The following is a 24,337-nucleotide window of genomic DNA, read 5'->3' as shown; positions in this document are numbered from 1 at the left end:
AAAAGTTAGAAATAAATTGAAGTGCAGTATATTAGGTTGTTTTTATCTAATAGCTAAGATTATTTCAAATATATTCTAAGTTGATATATGTTGTGATTAGCTAAAATCGCAGAAATGAACTATATGATGTTTAAATCAATATCATTGAAGTGAGCGTTAGAAAATACTTAAAACGGAAGAGGTAAACCTTCCGTTTATTTTTTAATTTATCGCTAGCGATAACAGATTTTTTATTACTCGCTGAAAAATAGTGTTGAAATAACTTTAAAGCTAAAAAGGTTATCTTTAAAGTGAGATACCAGAAAATGACATAAATCCTAGTGACATTAGACCAACAGTCACAAAGGTAATACCTAGGCCTCTTAACCCTTTAGGAATATCAGAATACTTCATTTTTTCTCGTAAGCCTGATAGTGCGACAATAGCTAATAGCCAACCAACACCACAGCCTGCACCATAAGTAATCGATTCTGTAAACGTATAGTCTCGTTCGACCATAAATATGGTGGCACCGAAGATAGCACAATGAATAGTCAATAAAGGTAAAAAAATTCCTAGTGAATGGTACAGCGAAGGAATAAATTTATCTAAAAACATTTCTAATATTTGAACTAATGCAGCTAAAACACCAATAAAGGTAATATAACGAAGAAAACTAAGATCGATTCCTTCAACAATAACATCTTTCTTTAATATAAAGTGGTAAATTAAGTTGTTGATTGGCGTGGCAATAACAAGTAATGCTGTTACCGTAAGACCTAGTTTTAATGAGGTCTTTACTTCTTTAGATACAGCAAGAAAAGTACACATTCCTAGAAAAAAACTAAGCGCCATATTTTCAATAAAAGTTGCCCTAATAAAGATATTAAGGTAATTTTCAAGCATAAACCCTCCTATTAGTATATTTTTTTATTTATTCTAATAAAAACATTACCTTAATATAAGGGGTATTTATAAAATATCTTTATTTTTAGATCTTAATGGCATTTTTGGCATAAGAAAGAATTAAAATAGATAGAAAATTGAGTGTTCATTTGAATAAATTGCTATAAATATGGCTTTTGTCTCAATTGTTCTATTAAAATGAAGTTTTTTAATTTATCTTTTTATTTCGCCGAGCGATCTGATTATTTTTTTTATGTGAAAATATAAAACTTATTCTTGATTTAATTGTAGTTTTTTATTTTATAAAAAACCTTTCCTAAGAGAAATAGTTAAAGCATAAAATAATATAGTTATTTATGATTGTCAGATCTGTTCAAGCATAAGTGTTTTATAATTTCTAGTTTCTCGCATTGCTTCATTAAACCCAAATTTAGCAGCCAATGCCTTTAATTGTGTCGTATAGAAGGGAAGTTTGCTTTGAGAGTCAGTCATAATCGCAAATTCAGCATAGGAGCCTAGTTTGTCTATTTTATCGATGGTGATGTGAAACTCGTTTAAAAAATAGATCTGTCTTGATTTGGTGTAGTTTAAAGCACAGTGATAGCCTAACGTATTAAGCATAGAAATTGTTTTATTGGTATCTTCAATGCGTACAGCTTCGCATTGCGATAAATCCGGACCTTTAACAATTAATAAGTTTATTCCGGATGGAGACATTTTTCGTACACATAAGCTTATTGTCGGTGCCGAGAAAGCAACGCCACTATGTTCCATATACCAATCTGTTTCTTGATTATCTTGTGTAAATATAATAGCACCTGCATTTGCTAGTGCTGCAGCAAATTGGTGAGGGTTTTCTAAGTGGTATTTTAGCTCTGCTTCAAACTTACCTTGAAAGTGTTCAGACATTTAATGTTTCCTCTTTTAACAATAAAGTGAGTATAACATTAATAGAAGTGTTCATCTCAAGATGCCTTAAAGAGAGTTTAAGAGTCGTTTCGGTTTAATAGAAATCTTATTAAAGATAAGCATTATTTTTAAATGGGCGCTAATAAGCAATTATTAAAGCTTGTTTCTATTGGTTATAGAAAATAGAGATAAAGGAGATGTGTTGGAATTAAGTATTACCACTTATTTTTCGAGTAATGCTATAAAAATAGATAAGAAATTATTATTAAATAGTATCAGTATTTTTTGGTAAATAAAGTTTAGATAAATAAAAAGGGGCTAGCCCCTTTTTATTAGAAGATACCGGCAAATGGATTCCAGCCTTGATCATTTTTCTTTTCTTTCAGGTAGTAAGCGTAGTTAGCTGTTGCTGCCCACAAGACGTTTAGTGCGATACTGACCGCATTCATAAACGAAGGGCTGATAGATAACGCCTCAACAATAAAGCTGATAACAACAATAATAGCAACGTTGATTGCGAATAAAGTTAACGCTTTACGCCATAAACCAAGGATCAGAAAATAAATAAAGCCAAAGAAGAATGCCCAGATGTTCATCCCAATAAGAATACGTTTACCAAAGGCTAATCCTTTATAAGCAGCTTTGTATTCAGGTGATTTAGGTGAACCATATTGTTCGATAAAGGCAAAACGTTCTTCCCATTTTGCAGAATATTCTTTATTCATGATAATTCCTTTTAAAGATATAAAAGAGTACTTGTGGAAATGTAAAGAAAAGTATTTTTACATAAATTCACATAGCAAACAATATAAATTTCTTAAGAAGTTATGAATATAGAATTTAGTATAATAAATATTAGCACATAAAATTTTCATTCATTTTTTCATAATAATCTTATTGCTAAAATATTCGATTTTAAATGACTTCATAAAATGAGAACTATAAAAGAAAATTTTATTTTATAAGCTTCGGACAGACAAAAAAGATAAGAAATCTGGTTTGTAAAGGATCCAGATTTCTTATATCAGTACAAATAAAATTTGGTTATCGTACAACTAATACAGACGATTCTGCATAGCTGACAACTGAAGAGGCTGTAGAACCGAGTAAGTATGTTTTCATGCCTGGGTTACGCGAGCCAATAACAATAAGTTCAGCTTGGATTTTCTTTGCCGTTTCTAGAATTTTATCACGTGGATTACCAATGGAGACATAAAATTGAGTGGTACTATTTGGTATATCTGTGTGTGATAAACTTTCTTTCAATGTTGATAATGCAATTTCGATGCGTTGTTTGTCACTAGTAAGCTTATCCTGACCCGGAAATGCAAACCCGGCAAAGGATTCATAGCTAGGAATAACAGATAAGAAGTGAATATTGAGTTTATCAGCAACAGCCAACGCTTCTAAATGAGAGATGACTTTGTCTAATAAACCGAGCTCTGTAAAATCAACGGGTACTAGTACTGTTTTTGGCATGGTGGCTCCTAATTAACCTTTATTTTGATTAGGACGTTATCGTTATTTTGTTACTCATAAAAACGATAGTTACCTTTTAATCTTATCAGCCAAATAGGAAAATAGTGTGAAAAAACGAAATATTTTTATGTTTTGAGATGTATGTGTTTGTTATGTGAAAAATAGCGATGTCGATAATCATCTAATTTAGAAACTAGTACCATTATGAGTGGTAAATTGTTGTTTTTATTTATAACTAGAGCTTATAAAGCTTGATAACAATATAATGAATATATGTTTTCTATTTCTACTGGATATCTGAAATTATGATTATCTCTAAAGTTTTTTCTTTGTTTTTTTATATGTTAAAAATAGAGAGTAATATTAAAATGAAGGATATCTAAAATAGAGCTATATGATATTGATGATTTTAGAATAGTGGTTGTAATAAATTATTTTAAATTAATTTTATTAATGTTACTTTTATTCCTAATGAGATTTATCTCTATGAATATATTATGTTTTTTACAAATGATAATCAATCCTATTAAGTGGGTTTTTATAAGTAGTAGAATATTACAAATGAGATTGGTTTTTATTTTTATTACGTTTGTAATTTTTAAAAAATAAATAAAACTATATTTAAAATTGCTATATTTTTATTTTTAAGTGTGCATAATATTCATAATGTTAATTTTTATTGCTAGGGAAGTAAAATATGTTACATCAAGATATGATTAATAAACTGAATGAACAGCTGAACCTTGAGTTTTATTCAGCCAATCTTTATCTGCAAATGAGTGCTTGGTGCGACGATAAAGGATTTGATGGTGCGGCTAAATTTTTAAAAGCACATTCCCGTGAAGAAATGGAACATATGCAACGCTTATTTGAGTATTTAAGCGATACAGGTGCCTTACCTTTACTTGGTGCTATTGAAGCTCCGCCGTCAGAGTTCTTATCTTTATCTGATCTGTTTGCTAAAACATATGAGCATGAGCAGTATATTACGGCTGAAATTAACAAATTAGCGCATTTAGCAATGACTACTCAAGATTACTCAACGTTTAATTTCTTACAGTGGTATGTTGCAGAACAACACGAAGAAGAAAAATTATTCAAATCTATTATTGATAAATTAGCGATGGTAGGAGAAAGCGGAAAAGCGCTCTTCTTATTAGATAAAGATTTAAACACTTTATCGACATCAGCCCACATTTAATTACTAATAGTAAAAGGAGTAAAGCTTTAGTTAGCTTTACTCTTCACTAGCAAGTAAAAAAGTTAGCGCTCTGTTATCTTATAATAGGGCGTTTTTTATGCGCCTAATCTCTATAAAGACCTTTCTATTTCTACTTTTATTTTTCTCGTTCTTCTTCTTATTGTGTTGCCATGTTTTTGTTTATTAAACATCAGTTGATGTGTCTGTTTTTTGCTCAATATATTGTTCTGAATATTATTTGCACAATAAATTATTTTATTATTATCGCAATTTGCGTATGTATTGAACGGTTTAGTCTGTCAAAAAAGGTATTAAATTTTACTGAAATGTAAAAATGGGTGATATTTGAGACAGATCCTGCTCTAAATAACATATATTTTGAGTGCTAGTTCACAACCTTTTATTTCAATGGTTAAGAAGCGCAGATCTTGAGATAAATTTACTATAAAATATTTCCATAAATAAAAAAATCACCTGTAATTGAAGAGGTTATTATGACATTAAATACACTTAAGACATCATGGGGCAAATTATCTGCCATTGCTGTTTTATTCTTAGGTATGTCATGCCAACAAGCATTGGCTCATGCACATTTAAAATCACAACTCCCAGCTGAAGGTGCTGCGATAGAACAAGCGCAAGCGCCAAAAGTGATCACACTTGATTTCTCTGAAGGTATTGAACTTACTTTTAGTAAAGTAAAAGTAACTCATGCTAATGGTAAAGAGATTACTGTTGGGAAGTTGAGTTTAGATCCTGTCAATAATACAAAATTGTTATTACCTTTAGAAGGTGAGTTAGCCGAAGGTAATTATTTAGTAGATTGGAATGTAGTTTCTGTTGATGGACACAAGACAAAAGGCTCTTATCAATTTAGTGTAAAATAATGACACCTGAAGACGTTTATATTTTATGCCGTTTTTTCCATTTTGTGGCAGTCATGTTTGTTTTTGGACTGAGCTTCTCGGCTGCCATTCTCGCAAGAGATAAATTCATTCCACTTATTCAAATTCGTTTGCGTCCTGCATTAGCTATCAGCACCATTACTGTATTTATCACAACTTTTTTATGGATGGTGGTACTGTCAGGTATTATGGGTGATGGGTGGGATGATGCATGGTCTTTTAATATATGGAAAGCGGTATTAAGCACTACATTTGGTCAAGTTTGGCAATGGCAACTGGTCTTAGCTACGCTGGCACTATTAATGCTATTTATCCACCAGCGTTATATTCGAAATATCGCATTACTTATTATTGCAATATTGATGCTTATTTTACATGCATTAATAGGGCACAGTGCTATGTTTACTGGCACAGAAGCCGTTATTTATAAAGTTAACCAAGTTATTCATCTCGTCAGTGCTGCATATTGGTTTGGTGGTTTATGGCCTTTTGTCGTTTGCTTGCAGTTTTTGCGAAATAAAGATGAATTGGCTGATGGCATGATAAAACCGATCATTGCAACAATGAAGAAGTTCTCTTTATTTGGTCATATTGCTGTTTTCTTGGTTATAGTTAGCGGGGTGATTAGTGCTGTTATGCTTATTCCTGGCTGGCCTGTAACACAACTCTCTTCTGAATATCAAAGCATGTTGTGGCTTAAAATTGCATTTGTGGCTGTGATGCTAGGTCTCGCTATAATTAACCGTTATGTTCTAGTTCCTCACATTAGACGAAAAAATAATTTTCAGTGGTTATTAATTAACAGTTGGTTTGAACTGTTGCTTGGTACTGTCGTTATTTTAACTGTCGCCATCTTTGCGATTAACTCACCTGTATAGATTGTTATATAATCGTGAATATCTAATCTGTAAAACGAGATACGAATATGAGACGTTTTTTACTAGCAAGTATGTTAATGATGTTCTCTTTCCAAGCTTTTTCTGCACCTATTTCAACAGTAAGTAAACTTCAGTTTGGAGATGACTGGCCTTTTACTCGTGAAGAGGTGATGCTTAATTGTCGTGCTGATGGCGCTTGGTTTGTGATTAACCCTGCTACATTAGTACAATATCCACTTAATGATATCGCAATGGCACAGATGAAAAGCGGGAAAGTGAATGCTCAGTTAATTGATGTAATTTTACTTGCAGATCCGAACTCTCCGGAAAAGAAAAAATCAGTGGAAGTAATACAAAATACATTTAAATCACTTTGCGAGAAGAGTTAATCAATTGATTAATTTTGAGTGTGACTTTTTTTCTGTTTATTAGTTTGATTTAAATAAGAAAATTATAAGACAAAAATATTTTAAGTCGAAAAGAGTGAGTGCGCTATTTGTTTACTGGATCTTTACATATTGTTAGCTAATATTTAACAGTAGGTTGTGAGATAAATAAAAGACAGTTTCAATACTGAATTTTATGTAGTAAACATTTATGTCCTTTTTAGCGCACGGCTCGCAATGAGCCTTTTCCCTAAGCCAGGTAAATGATTTACCTGGCTTTTTTTATATGCTTTAGCATCATGTTACGCTACTTTTAAAATCCAATGATGGCTTTGTTTATCATAGGCATGACGATAAAGTAGAATATTTTTATCCTTTAATTGAGCAGGAATGCTTGTATTCTCATCCCATCCATCCAACTGCATGCAAAACTCTTTGTCATAATCGCATGGAATATAAATATACGTTAATTGATTATCGCCAGAATGTTTTAAGGTAACGTCTTCTATTTCATAAGAAGCTATTTTTAAGGTTGTTTTATTCATCGTCATACTCCGGGGCAGGTGGTTGTATTTTATTTATGAGGTTAAGTATTAAAGCGATAAAGAAAGCTTTTTGACCAAACAGAATTAAGCATAGTATAAATGGAATCCATTTCCAAAATATTTTTCACAAATAAAAAAAACGGATCATTTTTTGTGATCCGCTTTGAATAAATCGATTGAAAAATACCGAATTAACTAAATTTTATGGTTTGGGTATCGCAGTTCCCCATTCATCCCACTCTTTAGGTTCTTTTGTATTTAAAATGAAATTCTGTTCCTGTTTGGCTTTTGCTTGTAATGGTGTAGAGGGTGGTGTAGCAAATGTAATCCCACCACGTATAAATTGTTTAAATGTACCACTACGAATAACACCGCCAGTAAGACCAAAGGAGAAGTTATAGCCAGAAGAGAGCCAAAATTCACTATTGTTTCTTACAAGGTATTGATATTCCTGACTAATTCTGATGTGAATTAATATCCTATCAGACATATTCCCCAGTTCTAATCCCGTTACAGCACCCACTTCAAGCCCACGATAATAGATAGGTGTACCAATTTGTACTGAACCTGCTTCTGTGGCATTAAGCACTAAATTTAACCCATCAAGATAACGTGAATCAGTAATATTGGCGGTTTGTAATTCAAACTGTCGATAAACTCCACCATTACCCGGTTCTGCTTTTATATAAGGTTGAATAAGGGAGTCTAAGTTATCTAACCCTGATGCGGTTAATTCAGGTGTTACCACCGCAAAACGACTACCAGAACGAGCAAATGCCTTGACATAATCAGGATAGAGAACTGCTGAAACGCTCACGGCTTTTCTATCAAAAGAGAGTGCCAACGATTCAACTTGCCCAATATCAATACCTAAATAGCGTATAGGCATACCTTCCGAGAGTTTACTTGCATCATAGGTTTTTAAGGTGATTTGAGCACCAATTGCACGTGCACTCGTTTCTGAAGAGTACAGCTTGTAACGTGAGGCATTATTATTAATGCTTTCAAAGTTATCAAAGCTGATTGCACCTTTAAGGGCTCTGTTTAGTGGTGTTGCTTCAACCGTAAGCCCAGCGCCATTTAATGAAACTTTTGCAGCACCTTCAGTCCAAAAAACACTTTTTTCAGTAAGAAGGTGGCGATATTGCTTAGAGATGTAAACATCAATATCAAATTCGTTCATTAAAGGGCGTACATCAGTGATTTCACCAACTTGGAATTGATGATAAAGCACGACTGAGCCTTTCTGAATGCCGGGTAGACTAGACGCTTTCAACGTTAATGTAACGGGTAATTCATTACCATTGATACTTGCTTTGGCGTAAAAATCATTACGATAAAGACGATATTGCTCAGTTGGTTTACCTTTATCGCCTTGAATTAAATGAATACCACCTTCTAACCACTCTTGTGGTGTTGCACCTTGGATATCAATACCATTTAAGCCCATATTTACATTGATTCGGCTATTCGCAACAAATTTACTGTTTTGATAAATATAGTGTTTGTATTCAGGGGCGATAATGGCATCAAAAATAACACCATCATCACTCATATTACGCTGAATAATTTGACCTATAGTAATGCCTCTAAAAAGAATAGGTTGCCCTGCATCGACACCCCAACTCTCTTCACTGGTTAATGAGAGAATTAAACCATCTTCACCATAAAGCGCTCTTCCTGCATCAATAGACGTTGCTGATTGCAATACAAATTGCTGATTTTCTTGTGCTGGTGGGCTATCTTCAGGAGAGTCGAAAGCAATTGCACCATTAACTAAAGCAGAAACACTTTCCATTTTAACAGACATGCCACTTTTTAAATCAAAACTTCCTTGAAAACCTGATACATTCCAAAAATGGCTATCTTGTCGGATAAGATGTGAATACTGTTTATCGATACTTAATTCAATGAAGATGCCTTGGTTATCTGGGCGAATAGCATAGCTATATACTTTACCAACAGGCACTTTACGATAGTAAACTTGTGAGTCTACATTTAATGATCCTAAGTTATCTGCTGTTAAGGTAATGAGTTGTTGGCTTTTATCAATATTGGCTTGAGGTCGAACCTCTTGTGCTACAAACGTTAGTTGTTTTTCGCCATCACCAGGTAGCATACTTATATAGTTACCTCCAACTAAAGCATCTAAGCCCGAAACACCGGATAAGCTTGCTTTGGGGGTGACCAACCAAAATTGAGTATTCTTTCTTAAAGCTGTCGCAACGTCTTTGCGTACATTAGCAGTGACAATAACACGGCGCAGATCATCACTTAATGTCACATCTTTCACGATACCGACATCAACACCTTGATAGCGAATAGGTGTTCTGCCAGAAACTATTCCAGAAGCAGATTGGAAATCAATGGTAATTTGCACACCTTTATCCTGCCAGTGCTGAAAGAGCAACCAGCTCGCAATAAAAATGGCGATAACAGGGAGTAACCAAAAAGTCGAAATTTTACGCTTGCGGCGTATCTCGGCTTGTGCTTCCTGAGCATCGTTTTCTTCGTGTTGCATAAGTATCCCATAATAAACGGCTATCCAACCATTCAACGGCAAGGATAGTAAGAATAACAGCAGTACCAAAATAAAAAGCCGCTGGACCCATTGTGAATGTCATCAGTTGGTCTCGATTAATTAATGACATCATTAACCCAATAACAAACAGATCCAGCATTGACCAGCGTCCAATCCAAGAAACAAAACGGTATAACTTTATCCGAAATAGAGGATGAATTTTAGAGTTAAACTGAATAGTAAGCAGTAACCCTAACAAAATAATAATCTTAAAAAATGGCACAAATACACTGGCAATAAAGACAATAATTGCAATAGGTGTATTGCCTGAGTTAATTAATGCGATAACGCCTGAAAAAATAGTATCTTCGTTACGTTGACCATTTAGGTAAAAAATAGATATTGGTAATAGATTTGCAGGTAACAGTAAGATTATCGCGGCAATTAATGCTGCCCATGTCTTTTGTAAACTCATAGGTTGACGGGCTGAATAACATGACTTGCAACGAGGACAATGTGTAGTTGGCGTCTCTTTAAAATGGTAATGACATGCATGGCAGGTTGCAGGGCTAATTTTTACCTCTTTTTGCGGATAAAATTGCTGCCAAAGCTGATCCATATTGATGTTAATTAACATTAATAGGCTTAATAGCATCAACGCAATAAAAGCGATAAGTCCATTACCAAGATAAACCGTAGAGTAGTCACCTAGTTTAATAGTTGCTACACCTAAGCCAATGAGATAGACATCAAGCATAACCCACTCTTTTAATTTACCTAACATTAAGAGAACAGGGCGAAGGTTAAGATGTAATCGTGCGCCTAAATGTAGATATAAAATAGCGATAGGAAGGCTAAGGGGGGCTGCAACAGCACAGAATGCAACCATTGCTGCTGTAAGTGGAGAACCTTGTTCAGTCATTAACCGTATGCCATCAAGCACATTTGCAGAAATCGTGGTGCCTAAGAGGTGAATTTTTATTAGTGGCTGAGTAAATGCGATTGATGCAAGTATTAGCATTGTTATTGATAAAATTAAAAGGCGCGTTAATGACCAATCACGATAAGAGGCAAGTTTTGCTTGGCACTGCGGACAATATGCATCTTCGCCACACTTCAGTGTAAGCGCAAGTGTGACTAAGCTGTCACATTCTTGGCAGCGAATAGATTTTGTCTGCATTTTGGATGAGGTGCTCATTAAATCGCCTATATTCTATTTATTCAGACTTATCGTTTGATTAAGCTAAAAAAAAGTATCTATACTCAGAGCTTCACAACTTATCATTTTTATTATATTTACGCTTTTTATTTTACAATAATAAGTGTCTGATTTTTTTTGTGAGCCTTAAGAGAGTTTTATCGTTTTTTTACTTAATTCTTAAAAAGAGTGTATTCAACCTCAGAGTGAAATAGGCTAAATTACGGGTTATGTTATCTATTTTAGTTATGCAAATAAGGTTTAATGATGCCAAAATCGCTTTTTTATCAGGAACTCACTGATAATTTGTCAGCTTTGTTGTCTGGTGAAAATGATCTCATCGCATCACTTGCTAATACCAGCGCGCTTCTTTACGAGAAATTAGACTCGATAAATTGGGTTGGGTTCTATCTTAATGATGGTGATTCATTAGTTCTTGGCCCATTTCAAGGTAAAATAGCTTGTGTAAGAATTGGTTTTGGAAAAGGAGTATGCGGTAGTGCATACTCAGAAAACAAAATTTTGAGAGTGGGTGACGTACACCAATTTAGTGGACATATTGCATGTGACAGTGCAAGTCAGTCTGAAATTGTTCTACCTTTAGAGGTAAATGGACAAATTATCGGCGTTCTCGATATTGATAGTCCTATTTTTGATCGTTTTGATAAAAAAGATGAAAATGGGCTTAAAGCGTTGTGTGACGTGCTCTGCGAGCACTTAAAAACTTGTCATATAGCAAAATATTGTGAATTTTGTGTAAGTTAACAGGCGTTTGCCATAGAAATTGTTGGCAACACTATTATAATGTCGCTTGTTCATGCCTGCGCTGGTTGGCAAAACCGTTGTAATCAGGAAATTTCATGGAAAATCAACCTAAGTTGAACAGTAGTAAAGATATCATCGCTTTTTTAGCGGAACGTTTCCCTAAGTGTTTTATCGCTGAGGGTGAAGCTCGCCCTTTGAAAGTCGGAATTTTTCAAGATCTCGTAGAGCATCTTAAAGATGAGACCTCACTGAGTAAGACACAATTACGTTCGGCATTACGCTTGTATACCTCAAGTTGGCGCTACCTTTATGGAGTTAAAGAAGGGGCAAAACGTGTCGATTTGGACGGTAATGACTGCGGAGAACTGGAAGCAGAGCATATAGAGCATGCTCGTACACAATTAGCAGAAGCGAAAGCTCGCGTTCAAGCTCAACGAGCAGAGCAACGCGCAAAAAAACGCGAAGCTGAAGGTGATAAGGAGACCAGTAAGCGTCCGGCAGCGAAAAAGCCAAACCCTCGTCGTCAGCCACCTAAAGAAGGTGAAAAACGGCAGCCCCGCCCTCAAAGGCAAGCTTCTACAGCGCCTCGCAAGGCACCACGTGAAAATATCGAAAAGTTAATACCAGTGAAGGATACCTCAGTACTTACTGTGGGTCAGGCGCTGAAAGTTAACGTCGGCAGCAGCGTGATGGATGCGACAGTGCTAGAGATAGCGAAAGAGGGTGTACGTGTACAATTGCCTAACGGTTTGGCAATGAATGTACGCACGGAACATTTAAAGTTCTGATACGGAGGCCAACCAGAGCATGAACAAACTTTTAAATGTGGCTTTTGTTATCGGATTAACTTTAACAGGCACTTCTGTTGTGATGGCTGAGAAACCAGCCACCCCAGCAAGAGCAACGATAAATCAGTTACCGATGCTAAAGCAAGAGCCACAACACTCTACGGTGAGCGAACGTGTCACTTCACGTTTTGAACGTTCTCACTATCGGCAGTTCTCGCTTGATGCGAGTTTTTCAGAAAAGATTTTTAACCGTTATCTTAATTTATTAGATTATAGTCACAATGTGTTATTAGCGTCAGATATTGCCCAGTTTGGCAAAGATAAAGCCAAAGTAGGGGAGTATTTGAAGTCGGGAGAGCTTGAACCACTATTTAATTTGTTCAATCTTGCTCAAAAAAGACGTTTTGAACGTTTTCAATATGCCTTAAATCGTTTAGATAGACCGATAGATTTAGCAGGGCAAGATAAATTTGAGCTAGACAGAACCAAAGCACCTTGGCCTCAAACCCAAGAAGAATTAGATAAGCTTTGGGATGCAAAAGTAAAATATGATTGGTTAACATTGAAACTGTCAGATAAAAACGACAATGAAATCAAAGAGACCTTGACTAAACGTTATAAAGCAGCGATGCGTCGTCAGACCCAAAGCCAAAGCGAAGACGTTTTTCAGCTTATCATGACGGCATTTGCCCGTGAAATAGACCCCCATACCAGCTATTTATCACCAAGAAATACAGAAGCTTTTGATTCTGAAATGAGTCTTTCATTAGAAGGGATCGGTGCTGTATTGCAAATGGATGATGACTATCCAATGATTAATTCGATGGTTACTGGTGGTCCAGCGGCAAAAAATAAAGACCTAAAAGTTGGCGATAAAATCATTGCTGTTGGGCAAAGTAATAAACCAATGGTTGATGTGGTTGGCTGGCGTCTTGATGATATTGTTGCGTTAATTAAAGGACCAAAAGGTAGTCAAGTTAAGCTGGAAATTCTCTCTGATGAAAAAGGCGCTAAACCAAGAACTATCACCTTAGTTAGAGAACAAATCCGCTTAGAAGATAGAGCCGTTAAGTTAACTGAAAAAGTTATTAATGGTGATAAAGTCGCTATTTTGGATATTCCTAGTTTTTATGTCGGATTAACCAATGATGTAAAAACGCAATTACAAAAAGTCGCTAAAGATAATGTTTCATCATTAGTCATTGATTTACGTGGTAATGGTGGTGGTGCATTAACAGAAGCAATTTCGCTTTCTGGATTATTTATTCCTAGTGGTCCTGTTGTGCAGGTAAGAGATAACAATGGTCGCGTTCGTCAAGATTTTGACCGCGATGATGTTGTCTATTACAAAGGTCCGCTGGTGGTGGTGGTAAATCGTTTTAGTGCTTCAGCTTCTGAGATTTTTGCTGCGGCAATGCAAGACTATGGGCGTGCTTTAGTTGTTGGTGAACAAACCTTTGGTAAAGGTACCGTTCAACAATATCGTCCATTAACCCGTGTTTATGATCAAATGTTAAGCCCAGATTGGCCTGGTTTAGGTTCAGTGCAATATACCATTCAAAAATTCTATCGAATTAATGGTGGAAGTACTCAACTTAAAGGGGTAACGCCAGATCTATTACTACCAAGTTTTGATAGTTCTGAAATGGGTGAAAGCTTTGAAGATAATGCAATGCCATGGGATAGTATTTCTCCCGCGAGCTATCAGTTATCTGACTATTCAGAGAAGATAAAATCCTCTTTAGCAACATTGACTGAGCAACATGCAAAACGTATTGCTGGTGACAGAGAGTTCTCATATATCTTTGATGATATTAAGCGTTATAACGAAGCTAAAGCAAAGAACGAAGATAAATTTGTTGTTCTTAACTTTGCTGAGCGAGAGAAAGAAAATAAAGAGTTAGAGGATACCAAATTAAATCGCCTTAACGAGCGTTTTAAAGAAGAAGGTAAGCCACTGCTCAAGTCACTTGATGATTTACCTAAGGATTATGAAGGTCCTGATCCTTATTTAGATGAGACAGCTAAAATAGCGGTAGATCTCTCTCAAATGATAAAGCCTAAAAAGTTATTAAATTAAGTTATTCGGTTATAAAAACGAGTACTTAAAGTAACCCCCAATAGTTAGATAATCAATTATTGGGGGTTTTTTATGTCCGGATACTAGCGAGAGCTAAAAATTATTATTGCCAATTAATGTTTATAAAGTGAGCCATCAAAAGTACTTTCAAGAAAGTTGGTTATATTTATCAATAGATATCTTGCACATTATCTCTCAATATATTTTAGTTATTTACTCTATTAAGTTACCAGTAACATAAAAAACCATTAATACATATAGTTGTTTTTATTATGCAGATATTTAAATTTAGCGTTATGTAACTTAAATTTTAATCCGAAATATATTTTTAATTAAAGTTAAGATATCTACTTACATAAATATTGACGGATATTTTGAATAAGCTTTGTAAAATATAAACAGAAAGGATACCAAGTTGATTTTTTTAGATGAATATTTGTTCAAGTGGTGATGAAAAATTAGCTTTTTATCTAACAAATACAATAAAAAGCTATAAAAGCTGTTTATTGTGCTTTCGGTCACATTTAAGGTTTTCTTTGTTGCAATAGATGTAATATGTTGTGACGCCGATCTCTTAAATTGACATAAAATTACTATAATATACAGACTATAAAATTTTGTAGCACTTTGACACACCATCGCAACAGCTAAAAAGCTTACCTAAATGATGAATAATCTTTATTCGATGAGTTCAAATGTATTACCAAAGCAGCATATAATAACTGAATTATTATATTTCCAAAATCAGGATTTCCTCGTAAGGGATAATGACTAGATAGCAAATAATCTATAATTTGCTTAAAGGATTTCTATTGCGAAAAAATAAGTAGATATACAAATGTGGTGTGATAACCGCATTGAGTTTTTATGCAAAAAAAATGATTTTAGTGTTTAAAATTGATGTAAGTATAAATTTAAACCAAGGTTGTTTTTTAGCTAAATATAAAAATGGTGCTTTGTTGAGCTTGCTGAATATAAGCCAATATAAATTAATTCAAATATTTATAAACCAGGTTGAATTAAAAATGAAATTAAAAAGAATAGTGTTGTTAATGTTTTCTCCTTGTTTTTTAGCTGTGGGTGCTGCAAATGCAGGAAATTGGGAAAACACACTTAAAGAAAGTTCATTTATTTCCGATTCTGAACTAGAGCTTTCTACAATTAATATGTGGAAATACCTAAAGACTGAAAACCGTTTTGATAAAGAAGAGCAACGTTACAGAAAACAAGTTGCTAACGCATGGGGGCAAAACTTCCAAGTAGATTTCAAATCAGGTTATTTTGGTGACATTATCGGGTTTGATGCATCTTATTATGGTGGTATCAAATTAGGTGCAAGTAGAGACTTCGCCTCTCGTGCAATATTATTTAATGATGATGGTGAAGCAAAAGGCTATAACAAAATTGGTCAACGCTTCGCAAAAATTAAATTAGATTTAGATCCTGTTTTAATTAATGGTAAAGCAGGTTGGTTTACCCTGAAAAATACGGGTATTTTCTCTAACTCACAGCGCCTGTCATTAAACAGCTACAATGGTTATGCAACTAACACTGCAATGGGCGACTGGAGCTTAGATTTACTGTTCCTTGACGGTAAAGTAATGCGTCGTGATAGCCCAAACACTGACAGAATGTATTTCAGTGACGGAAATGGCGTTAGACACAATATCGACCATGTTCTTACTGGTGGCATTAACTACAACTCCAAACCGTTAAAAGTATTTTATTTCTACGGTCAAGCGGATGATGTATTCCGTCAACATGGTTTAGAAGCAAAATATAAATTAACCTCAGATGTTACTGTTGGTGGTGTTGTTTATTATCATGATTATGGTAGTGATGGTAAACGTACATTAAGTGATGCCAATAAAGGTAAGCGTAACTTTGATAATGACGCATGGCACTTTGCGGGCATCATGGAATGGCGTATTCCTGAATCACCATGGACATTACGTACTGGTGTGACTTATACCGATGCTGAAAAAGCGAATGGTGTTGGTCAATTTGCACGTAATCCAATTGGTAATAGCCGTGGACGCTTTAACTCACCAGCTTATGCAGATATTGACTATGTGCGTGATGGTGAAGTCATGGGTGCACTGGAAGCAGAATACAGAGTCAGCAAAGAGCTTTCTGTTGGTGCGCGTACTAACTATAGTGAGTTCAGTTATTCAGGTGAAAGGCTAAAACAAGGACAGTTCGGCTTATTTAGCTATTGGAAACCAACCGCGAATCTTTCTGTTTCTTTAAGCGGTGGTATCGGCTGGCACCACCAGCAAGAAAACGACTATACCACACCAAAACTTTATGATGGTCATTCACAACGAGCTCACTCATTATCAGGCTCTATGACAACAACATATCGTTTCAAAATGTAGTTTATAGCGTCAGTTAGTTTTACTATTTGTTTTAAGTGCACAACTTGTATTACTTGCAAGTTGTGCATAAAAAATAGAATTAAGCAGCTAATTGATCTTCAAAGAAAACGCCTCTATTTACACCTTATGCCAGTTTCCCAAATTTTCTCACCTGCCTGATAATAAAGCATTGATAGAATATTTTTAAAATAATTCGTCAGTGTCATAAACGTTGATGTTCATATCAAAAAAATCAATTAATTTTCATAAATTTTAAACCATACTTCTAGCTTAAGCTTGAAGAAAATCCTAATCGTTGGACGACCAATTACTGGTTTTTTTTATGAATATGTAAAGTTATACTATTTTTAGTAGAATATACGTTAAAACACTTGATAAAATTTAAAAAAGCCTTATTTATAAGGTGGTTTTGTAATGTGGCAATTAGATAAAATAGGAACAGTATCAATATGATGAGAATTGCGTTATTCCTGTTAACAAACCTTGCAGTTATGTTTGTTTTTGGGATCATCTTATCTTTAACCGGAATTCAAGGTCGCAGTGTTCAAGGTTTAATGATCATGGCGGGCTTGTTTGGTTTTGGTGGTGCATTTATTTCGCTGTTAATGTCAAAATGGATGGCATTACGTTCAGTTGGCGGTCAAGTTATTGAAAATCCGACTTCTGAAGTTGAGCGTTGGTTATTAAACACAGTAAAACGTCAGTCAGAACAAGTGGGCATCAAAATGCCACAGGTTGCAATTTATGATGCGCCTGATATTAATGCGTTTGCAACAGGTGCGCGTCGTGATGCGTCTTTAGTTGCTGTAAGTACAGGTTTACTTGCTAGTATGAGCCGTGATGAAGCAGAAGCGGTTATTGCCCATGAAATTAGCCATGTGGCTAATGGTGATATGATAACCATGACGCTGTTACAAGGTGTGGTGAATACTTTTGTTATTTTTATTTCTCGTATTATTGCTCAGTTTGTCGCTAACTTTATTTCAAACGATGATGAAAGTGAGAACAGCAATGGTAACCCATGGGTTTATATGGGGATATCAATGGTACTGGAAATTGTCTTTGGTATTTTAGCCAGCATTATTACAATGTGGTTCTCTCGCTACCGTGAGTTCCATGCTGATGCCGGATCGGCGAAACTTGTTGGTCGCGAAAAAATGATTGCAGCACTGCAACGTTTAAAAACCAGTTACGAGCCACAAGAAGAGAGCAGCATGATGGCATTTTGCATCAATGGTCGTAATAAATCATTTAGCGAATTGTTCTTATCACATCCACCATTAGATAAGCGTATCGAAGCGTTACGTAGTGGTGAGTATCTGAAGTAGTAGCGTTGTAAGATAAATGAATAAGAGGTTAGCTTCTAAATATTTGACCTCTAATAAAGAACACCAGAGTAGTCATTGTCTGGTGTTCTTTAGTTTTAATAAGTTGCAAAATATTCAGCTGCTTTCTCTTCATCAATTTTCAATGAACCTTTCCAACCAGCCCAAGGCATTTCCATATCAGAACGACCTTTTGTATTGTTCAGTTGCTGCTCGGTTATGGAGATATCGCCAAAGTTATTCCATGTATCAAGAGATAGCGAAATAAACTGATTTGGGATCACGCCAATCAAAGCAAGAGAATGTAATATGCCTCGTTTAGTATATCGATCACCAGAAATGAGTTTAGATTCATTTAAACGCTTTTCAAAGCGCCCAGGTGTTTCATCTACAGGCACTATACGTAATAAATCTAATAACTGATTAAAGATCTTTTTATCATTGTCGGTTGGAATAACGGGCTCTACGGTTAATAGATGTTTTAGGTTTAAATAGGCGTATAGCGCATTACCTGTATATGAATTACCGTAATATAAGCAATATTGGAAATAACTATCATTGATATATTGTAGTTTGTTGTAGTCACTACAGATCCAACAGCAAGCATATTGTTTTTTTTCTAGATAATCATGTATTGGCAGAGTATGTAATTTATGAAAAGCGCCTAGAACCGAACGACCGCGTAGATAGCTGCCACCAACTCCGGCAACAAAAGCATCTAAACACCGTTGTTGGGTTAAAGAGGGCTCATTTTTCAAACTGTGCAGTTTTGTGATGATATCAGTATGATCATCACAATGTTCGATAACATTGGGTTGCCAATTAGACTCCGATAATATTATTTGCTCTTTTTCTGAAAGAGTATCGAGATTATAAATAGAGACTTTCCGTTGTCCATCATATTGGCTATTTTCATACTTATATAATTTACGTAAAACCCTCATAATTTTTTGCACAGATATTGACCTATTATAATAAGTTTAAAGTTTGAATTGCTCAGCATTAACTTAACAGTGCGTATTAATTTAAATACAAAAAAAAGCCAGCTCATTTTGTGAACTGGCTTTTGCCTATCAAAATTAATAATTAGTTAAAGCGTTATTTAATACTTAATTCAGCTTCTTCTTCTTGATTGAAAACGTCTTTATCTGTTTGTCCCATAAATTGGCTGGTAATTGTGCCTGCTGTCATAGAACCGCTAACGTTTAATGCAGTACGTCCCATATCAATTAATGGTTCAACAGAAATTAACAATGCAACTAAGGTTACTGGTAAGCCCATTGCGGGTAATACGATAAGTGCAGCAAATGTTGCACCACCACCGACACCCGCAACACCCGCTGAACTGATGGTTACAATCCCGACTAAAGTTGCAATCCATAAAGGATCAAATGGGTTAATGCCAACAGTTGGCGCTACCATTACGGCTAACATTGCAGGGTAGATACCCGCACAGCCATTTTGACCAATAGTTGCACCAAATGATGATGAGAAGCTAGCAATAGATTCAGGGATACCTATACGGCGTGTTTGGGTTTCAATATTTAATGGGATACTTGCTGCACTAGAACGGCTAGTGAATGCAAACGCTAATAGAGGTCCCGCTTTCTTAAAGAATTTAATTGGACTTAAACCTGTTAAGCCAACGAGTAAACCGTGAACAATAAACATGAGTGCTATTGCGACATAAGAAGCGACAACGAAGCTACCTAACTGGATGATGTCATGCATATTGGAGCTTGCAACGACTTTAGTCATTAATGCCATTACACCATAAGGTGTTAATGCCATAACAATGCGAACCAGTTTCATTATCCATACTTGTAAGCAATCTATTGCTGCTAAGACTTTTTCACCACGTGGTTGATCGTCTTTTAGCAGTTTTATCGCCGCCATACCTAAGAAAACAGCGAAAATAACAACACTAATAATCGATGTTGAGCTTGCGCCAGTTAAATCAGCAAATGGATTTTTAGGAATAAAAGATAAAATTAGCTGCGGTACTGTTAAGTCGGATACTTTGCCAATGTAATTTTGCTCAATCGCAATTAGGCGTTTAGCTTCTTGTTCACCTTGAATTAAACCTTCAGCAGATAAACCGAATAAATTGGCGATAACAATACCAATCAATGCAGAAATTGCAGTAGTGAATAAAAGTGTCCCAATGGTTAGTCCGCTAATTTTTCCTAAAGAGGATGCTTGGTGTAAACGTGAAACGGCACTAAGAATAGAGGCGAAAACTAATGGCATAATGATCATTTGTAATAACTGAACATAGCCATTACCAACGATATTGAACCAAAGAATGGATTCATTAATTATAGGATCGTGTGAGTCATAGAATGCGTGTAGTGCTAATCCAAACGCCACCCCAAAAACTAAACCAACGATAACTTTCTTTGAAAGGCTCCACTGACGTTGGCTTAATTTAGCCAAGATGAGTAATAGCACGACAAAGACGAGTACGTTAATGATTAACGGAAAATTCATCTTAACTCTCCAACGAGATTTCTATTTATATGATTTCAGCGATTGTATGCGATATGAGTTCTTAAATTATAAGAAAGGATATAACTGCATCAATTCGCTATATGGTAGCAGTATTGTTAATAACTTTTTATAATTAATTGGTATTTTATATAGCCATTTGGTTATAAAGACAAGAAAACAGGGCATAAAAAGAGGTAAGTAATTATAAATAAATAGATAAACGTAGGGTTTTGTCAGTGGATGTTAAAATGACGTGCGTTTATCGTGGTATATCTGTAACCAGTTGTTGACGTGTGAAGGTAGCGTAACTGTAAGGTGTGGTGGTAAAAAAAGAGCGCCGACTAGAATCAGTACTGAGATAAATCGTTCCCCTTTTTTGCTATTTTTCTTACCTAAAATAGGTAGTGCAAAACGTATTTTTAATGGCCACAAAAAAGGGACTCCGGCTGGAGTGAGCATATCTGCAATTAAGTGACTCAGATAGCCGAGTAACATTGCATGAAAAACATCAGCAGAGATCGCCCAACGAGGAGAAATTTGAGTTTCCCATAAAATGGCTAAGCCACAAAAGGCTAATAAACTGTGTGTAAAACCTCTGTGTCCACAGAGTTTAGATAACGGAATTGAGATAACCCGGAATAATCTGCCAAGAATTGAACCAGGGTGATCTAAGTCTGGTAATAACGAACCCAATAAGACAGCCGGTATCATGTGAAACCAATCACCATGTGCGAGAACGGGAGTAATTTCGAGTTTCTGAGCTAAAACAAGTGTAGCCACAGAAAAAAGTAGGTGTCCTTCAGCTGTCATTCCATTTTTGTCTATTTGCTGTTCATTTATACAGTGATTAAGTATAAAAGGTTTCGACGATAACTAACAGACATAAAAGATAAAAATTGTCTTAATTATTAAGCAATAACAGCAATATTTTATTTGATTGATTCAAAAACGAACAAATTTAGCATAAGGCACTGGATGAAAGAAATGAGTCATAAAAAGAAGGGAAAGTAAAAGGGATCTCAATTATCAGATATCCCTTTTAATTTTTTGGCAAATTAACCTAATAGATGGGCTTTTGTCAGTTCATTAAGGGAGGTAATTTTTGCATCAGCTAAACCCCACCACTTTTCATTAAACTGCTCTTTTGCAGGAACAACAATAGAGCGCATTCTTGCACCTTTACAAGCAATCATACCATTACGTGAATCTTCTAATGAAACACAATGAATTGGGTCAAGATTAAGTGCCTTAGCTGCGTTTAGGTAAACTTCAGGATGTGGCTTACTGTGTGGTAATGCATCAGCAGAAACAACAGCTGAGAAATAATGGCGAATATTAAATAACTCAAGTACGCGTTCAAGCATAAAATCAGGTGATGCAGATGCTAATGCTATTTTTAATCCTGATGATTTACAAAGTGATAAAGCATGTTCAACACCCGGCAAAAGGGGCTTGGTTTCTTCGATTAATGTAACAACACGAGAAACCATTCTTTGTTTTGCTTCTTGTTTTGAAATACCCTGCCATGGCGATGCTTTATACCATAAATCAATAACTTCGTTTATTCTTAATCCAACCATATCAGGCATATGTTGTGCCAATGACAAATCGACACCTAACTCGACAAAGACCTCATGTTCAGCTTGCTGCCAAAATGGTTCAGAGTCGATTAATAAACCATCCATATCAAAAATAGCAGCTTCAATAGGGAATTTAAAAGACATGTTACTCTCCAAAATCAGGTCTATGTTGATGAAACGCGATTGTAGCAAGAGTTACTAGGAAAATCTTTTTAATCAGTTTCTTATTTATTTTTTTAAATAAATAGTAAGAATAGGTACTATTAATTTATTACGTTATTAGCCGTTAATTAGACTACGATAAATAGATGAATATTGACGAATTCTATTAGTGAGGATGTATGAGTTATCAATATGCAGGGTTGTATGCCATTTTGAAACGAGTTTTTGGGTGGCTTATTTTTATTCCTGCCTTTATTTCTACCGCTATCTCTTTGATTGGGTTAGCGGCAATACCACGAGCGGGTGCTGAGGGTGTTAATGCGGTGATTAATGACTTTTTTCGCGTATTAGCGGAAATGGTGCAATTTAATACCCCATTTCTTAATTTCTTTTGGCATAACTCGCCAATTCCTGATCCGCAAATGGGTTTTAGCTCAATAAATATCACTTTTTTTGTGATTTTTGCTCTTATGTTTGTTGGTTTAGCATTTAGTGCCTCGGGGATTAGAATGTACCGGCAAGTGAAGTATTTAAAAGAAAATATACAAGATCAGCTTATTCTTGAACGAGCAATGAAAAGTGGCGTAACTGCTGAAGAGTTACAACAGAATATTAAGTTACCTCGACATACGATATTTACGCAAATTATGGTGCTGTATCTTTCACCGATTATCGTAATCGCTATAGGTTATTTTTTACTAAAATTCTTAGGTTGGTAACAATCGAGTATTTTATTGTTATAGAAAAAAGAGCAGATTTATGGGTTAAGGAATGCCCATTTTTTAATAAATAAAGGAAAAATAAACCTCGCACATGGTTAACTGGCGAGGTTATATTTTTAGAGGAAAATGCGATTAGGCTAATAAATCATCAATAATTTTTCTTGCTTCAATATAGTTTTCATCACCACCAAATAAGTTACAGCGATTTAAGAAAAAGTAGAGCTGATAGACAGGCTGGCGTAATAAAAATTTATCAGATAATGGCCAAATGCTCTGATAACCATCAAAGATATTCGCTGGTACACTAGTACAGAGCGGAAGCATCGCAATATCACATTCACGATCCCCCCAATAACAAGCAGGATCAAACACAGTGCCTTCTGATTGACCAATTGCAGCGCAATTTTTAGGCCATAAATTTCCATGTAATAAGGAAGGCTGTGGATGATGGTCAGCTAAACGTTGATTGATAGCCTGAATGATTTCATCAATATCTCCAAACACCATACCTTTTTCTGAAGCTAATTGAAGTTGTATGCCTATACGTTTCTCTGAATAAAAATGATCCCAGCGTTTTTCCCAGCTATTAATTTGAGGCGTTGTATCTATTTGAGTATCAAAATCAAATCCATAACTTGGTTGATCTTCCCATTGGTGTAAACGAGCAAGTTGTTGACCGAAACAGTAAGCACTATGGGCTGTAAAGGATTGAACAGGTAGATATTCAAGAAGTAAAAAGCTGGCATCTTTACTGTTGCCAATGCCTAAAATGCGAGGAGTACGGATAGTTTGGCTTTTTGCCAACATCTCAAGTTGTTCTGCTTCATTTTTAAAATTAGGCAGAAATTCACGTAAGTTAGATTTAACAAAGACAGGGGTATCACCATAAATAATTTTCCATGTATGGTGAATATCTCCACTAGAAAGGTGAACTTTTTCAGTTATCTTTGCTGAAAATCCTAAGTTTGATTCTAGTAAACGACCTACATTCTGCCACATACATTACACCTCGCAAAGTTGTTTACTTAGTAGACCCAAATAGTAACGAGCGATGTTTTATACTATGACAATAACACTTTAATTAAATCAATAAAGTATAAAGCTAAAAAACGGGATGATAATCCCGTTTTTGCAAAGATA

Annotated in this window: 22 protein-coding genes; 10 read left to right on the top strand and 12 right to left on the bottom strand. The window is 35.2% G+C overall.

Features of this window, described 5'->3' with window-relative positions; genetic code table 11:
- Nucleotides 1-285: 285 nt before the first annotated feature.
- The 4 genes from nqrE to ABN099_RS09160 all read right to left on the bottom strand — a co-directional run bounded on the left by nqrE (nucleotide 286) and on the right by ABN099_RS09160 (nucleotide 3,273).
- Nucleotides 286-885 carry an NADH:ubiquinone reductase (Na(+)-transporting) subunit E gene (gene nqrE / locus ABN099_RS09175; protein WP_349463379.1) on the bottom strand — a complete coding sequence of 200 codons (600 nt, stop codon included), beginning with the start codon at nucleotides 883-885 and terminating at the stop codon, nucleotides 286-288.
- A 363-nt stretch (nucleotides 886-1,248) separates the two neighbouring features.
- Nucleotides 1,249-1,794 (bottom strand): class IV adenylate cyclase, encoded by a 546-nt coding sequence (locus ABN099_RS09170; RefSeq protein ID WP_349463378.1) that lies wholly within the window; start codon nucleotides 1,792-1,794, stop codon nucleotides 1,249-1,251.
- Nucleotides 1,795-2,126: 332 nt separating this feature from the next.
- Nucleotides 2,127-2,519: a DUF2628 domain-containing protein gene (locus ABN099_RS09165; RefSeq protein WP_349463376.1), complete on the bottom strand. Its 393-nt coding sequence runs from the start codon at nucleotides 2,517-2,519 to the stop codon at nucleotides 2,127-2,129.
- Nucleotides 2,520-2,838: 319 nt separating this feature from the next.
- Nucleotides 2,839-3,273: a universal stress protein gene (locus tag ABN099_RS09160; protein ID WP_349463375.1), complete on the bottom strand. Its 435-nt coding sequence runs from the start codon at nucleotides 3,271-3,273 to the stop codon at nucleotides 2,839-2,841.
- Between the two features lie 697 nt (nucleotides 3,274-3,970).
- Here ABN099_RS09160 and ftnA point away from each other — a divergent pair.
- The 4 genes from ftnA to ABN099_RS09140 all read left to right on the top strand — a co-directional run bounded on the left by ftnA (nucleotide 3,971) and on the right by ABN099_RS09140 (nucleotide 6,646).
- Nucleotides 3,971-4,474 carry a non-heme ferritin gene (gene ftnA, locus ABN099_RS09155; RefSeq protein ID WP_349463374.1) on the top strand — a complete coding sequence of 168 codons (504 nt, stop codon included), beginning with the start codon at nucleotides 3,971-3,973 and terminating at the stop codon, nucleotides 4,472-4,474.
- 494 nt (nucleotides 4,475-4,968) lie between these two features.
- The gene (gene copC, locus ABN099_RS09150; RefSeq protein ID WP_349463372.1) at nucleotides 4,969-5,361 is read left to right on the top strand and encodes a copper homeostasis periplasmic binding protein CopC; all 393 of its coding nucleotides are present in this window, start codon (nucleotides 4,969-4,971) and stop codon (nucleotides 5,359-5,361) included.
- On the top strand, nucleotides 5,361-6,257 hold the full coding sequence (gene copD / locus ABN099_RS09145; RefSeq protein ID WP_349463371.1) for a copper homeostasis membrane protein CopD: 897 nt from the start codon (nucleotides 5,361-5,363) through the stop codon (nucleotides 6,255-6,257). The genes copC and copD overlap by 1 nt, the downstream gene beginning before the upstream one ends.
- A gap of 47 nt (nucleotides 6,258-6,304) precedes the next feature.
- Nucleotides 6,305-6,646 carry a YebY family protein gene (locus tag ABN099_RS09140; RefSeq protein ID WP_349463370.1) on the top strand — a complete coding sequence of 114 codons (342 nt, stop codon included), beginning with the start codon at nucleotides 6,305-6,307 and terminating at the stop codon, nucleotides 6,644-6,646.
- Nucleotides 6,647-6,945: 299 nt separating this feature from the next.
- Here ABN099_RS09140 and ABN099_RS09135 read toward each other — a convergent pair whose 3' ends face one another.
- From ABN099_RS09135 to yebS, 3 genes are all read right to left on the bottom strand, one after another.
- On the bottom strand, nucleotides 6,946-7,188 hold the full coding sequence (locus ABN099_RS09135; protein ID WP_349463369.1) for a DUF1480 family protein: 243 nt from the start codon (nucleotides 7,186-7,188) through the stop codon (nucleotides 6,946-6,948).
- Nucleotides 7,189-7,390: 202 nt separating this feature from the next.
- Nucleotides 7,391-9,709 carry a PqiB family protein gene (locus tag ABN099_RS09130; protein WP_349463368.1) on the bottom strand — a complete coding sequence of 773 codons (2,319 nt, stop codon included), beginning with the start codon at nucleotides 9,707-9,709 and terminating at the stop codon, nucleotides 7,391-7,393.
- Complete coding sequence (yebS, locus tag ABN099_RS09125) at nucleotides 9,651-10,907, bottom strand: membrane integrity lipid transport subunit YebS (protein ID WP_349463367.1); 1,257 nt, start codon at nucleotides 10,905-10,907, stop codon at nucleotides 9,651-9,653. The genes ABN099_RS09130 and yebS overlap by 59 nt, the downstream gene beginning before the upstream one ends.
- Nucleotides 10,908-11,174: 267 nt before the next feature.
- On the opposite strand from yebS, the gene ABN099_RS09120 reads away from it, so the two are divergent.
- The 5 genes from ABN099_RS09120 (at nucleotide 11,175) to htpX (ending at nucleotide 18,246) form a co-directional block, all read left to right on the top strand.
- Complete coding sequence (locus ABN099_RS09120; RefSeq protein WP_349463513.1) at nucleotides 11,175-11,672, top strand: GAF domain-containing protein; 498 nt, start codon at nucleotides 11,175-11,177, stop codon at nucleotides 11,670-11,672.
- 95 nt (nucleotides 11,673-11,767) lie between these two features.
- Entirely contained in the window at nucleotides 11,768-12,460 is a 693-nt protein-coding gene (gene proQ / locus ABN099_RS09115) for an RNA chaperone ProQ (protein ID WP_064719682.1), read from the top strand.
- Between the two features lie 19 nt (nucleotides 12,461-12,479).
- Entirely contained in the window at nucleotides 12,480-14,540 is a 2,061-nt protein-coding gene (gene prc, locus ABN099_RS09110) for a carboxy terminal-processing peptidase (RefSeq protein ID WP_349463366.1), read from the top strand.
- A gap of 1,025 nt (nucleotides 14,541-15,565) precedes the next feature.
- Nucleotides 15,566-16,918, top strand: coding sequence for an OprD family outer membrane porin (locus ABN099_RS09105; protein WP_349463365.1), 1,353 nt, complete (start codon nucleotides 15,566-15,568; stop codon nucleotides 16,916-16,918).
- Nucleotides 16,919-17,367: 449 nt separating this feature from the next.
- Entirely contained in the window at nucleotides 17,368-18,246 is an 879-nt protein-coding gene (gene htpX, locus ABN099_RS09100; RefSeq protein WP_349463364.1) for a protease HtpX, read from the top strand.
- A gap of 95 nt (nucleotides 18,247-18,341) precedes the next feature.
- On the opposite strand, the gene ABN099_RS09095 is transcribed toward htpX, so the two are convergent.
- The 4 genes from ABN099_RS09095 to hxpB all read right to left on the bottom strand — a co-directional run bounded on the left by ABN099_RS09095 (nucleotide 18,342) and on the right by hxpB (nucleotide 22,457).
- Nucleotides 18,342-19,199, bottom strand: coding sequence for a hypothetical protein (locus ABN099_RS09095; RefSeq protein WP_349463363.1), 858 nt, complete (start codon nucleotides 19,197-19,199; stop codon nucleotides 18,342-18,344).
- Between the two features lie 142 nt (nucleotides 19,200-19,341).
- Entirely contained in the window at nucleotides 19,342-20,733 is a 1,392-nt protein-coding gene (locus ABN099_RS09090) for an L-cystine transporter (RefSeq protein ID WP_349463362.1), read from the bottom strand.
- A gap of 243 nt (nucleotides 20,734-20,976) precedes the next feature.
- Nucleotides 20,977-21,543: a metal-dependent hydrolase gene (locus ABN099_RS09085; RefSeq protein ID WP_349463360.1), complete on the bottom strand. Its 567-nt coding sequence runs from the start codon at nucleotides 21,541-21,543 to the stop codon at nucleotides 20,977-20,979.
- Between the two features lie 245 nt (nucleotides 21,544-21,788).
- The gene (gene hxpB, locus ABN099_RS09080; RefSeq protein WP_349463359.1) at nucleotides 21,789-22,457 is read right to left on the bottom strand and encodes a hexitol phosphatase HxpB; all 669 of its coding nucleotides are present in this window, start codon (nucleotides 22,455-22,457) and stop codon (nucleotides 21,789-21,791) included.
- Between the two features lie 197 nt (nucleotides 22,458-22,654).
- Here hxpB and ABN099_RS09075 point away from each other — a divergent pair, with 197 nt between their 5' ends.
- Complete coding sequence (locus tag ABN099_RS09075) at nucleotides 22,655-23,194, top strand: YniB family protein (protein ID WP_349463357.1); 540 nt, start codon at nucleotides 22,655-22,657, stop codon at nucleotides 23,192-23,194.
- Between the two features lie 135 nt (nucleotides 23,195-23,329).
- Here the strand turns inward: ABN099_RS09075 and ABN099_RS09070 are convergent, their stop codons facing one another.
- Nucleotides 23,330-24,196, bottom strand: coding sequence for a fructosamine kinase family protein (locus ABN099_RS09070; RefSeq protein ID WP_349463356.1), 867 nt, complete (start codon nucleotides 24,194-24,196; stop codon nucleotides 23,330-23,332).
- Nucleotides 24,197-24,337: the final 141 nt, after the last annotated feature.

This window comes from Proteus hauseri (genome assembly GCF_040139125.1).
GTDB classification, from domain to species: Bacteria; Pseudomonadota; Gammaproteobacteria; order Enterobacterales; family Enterobacteriaceae; genus Proteus; species Proteus hauseri_B.
Note: the sequence above shows the minus strand (reverse complement) of the source record. Positions and strands in the feature narration are given on the sequence as shown.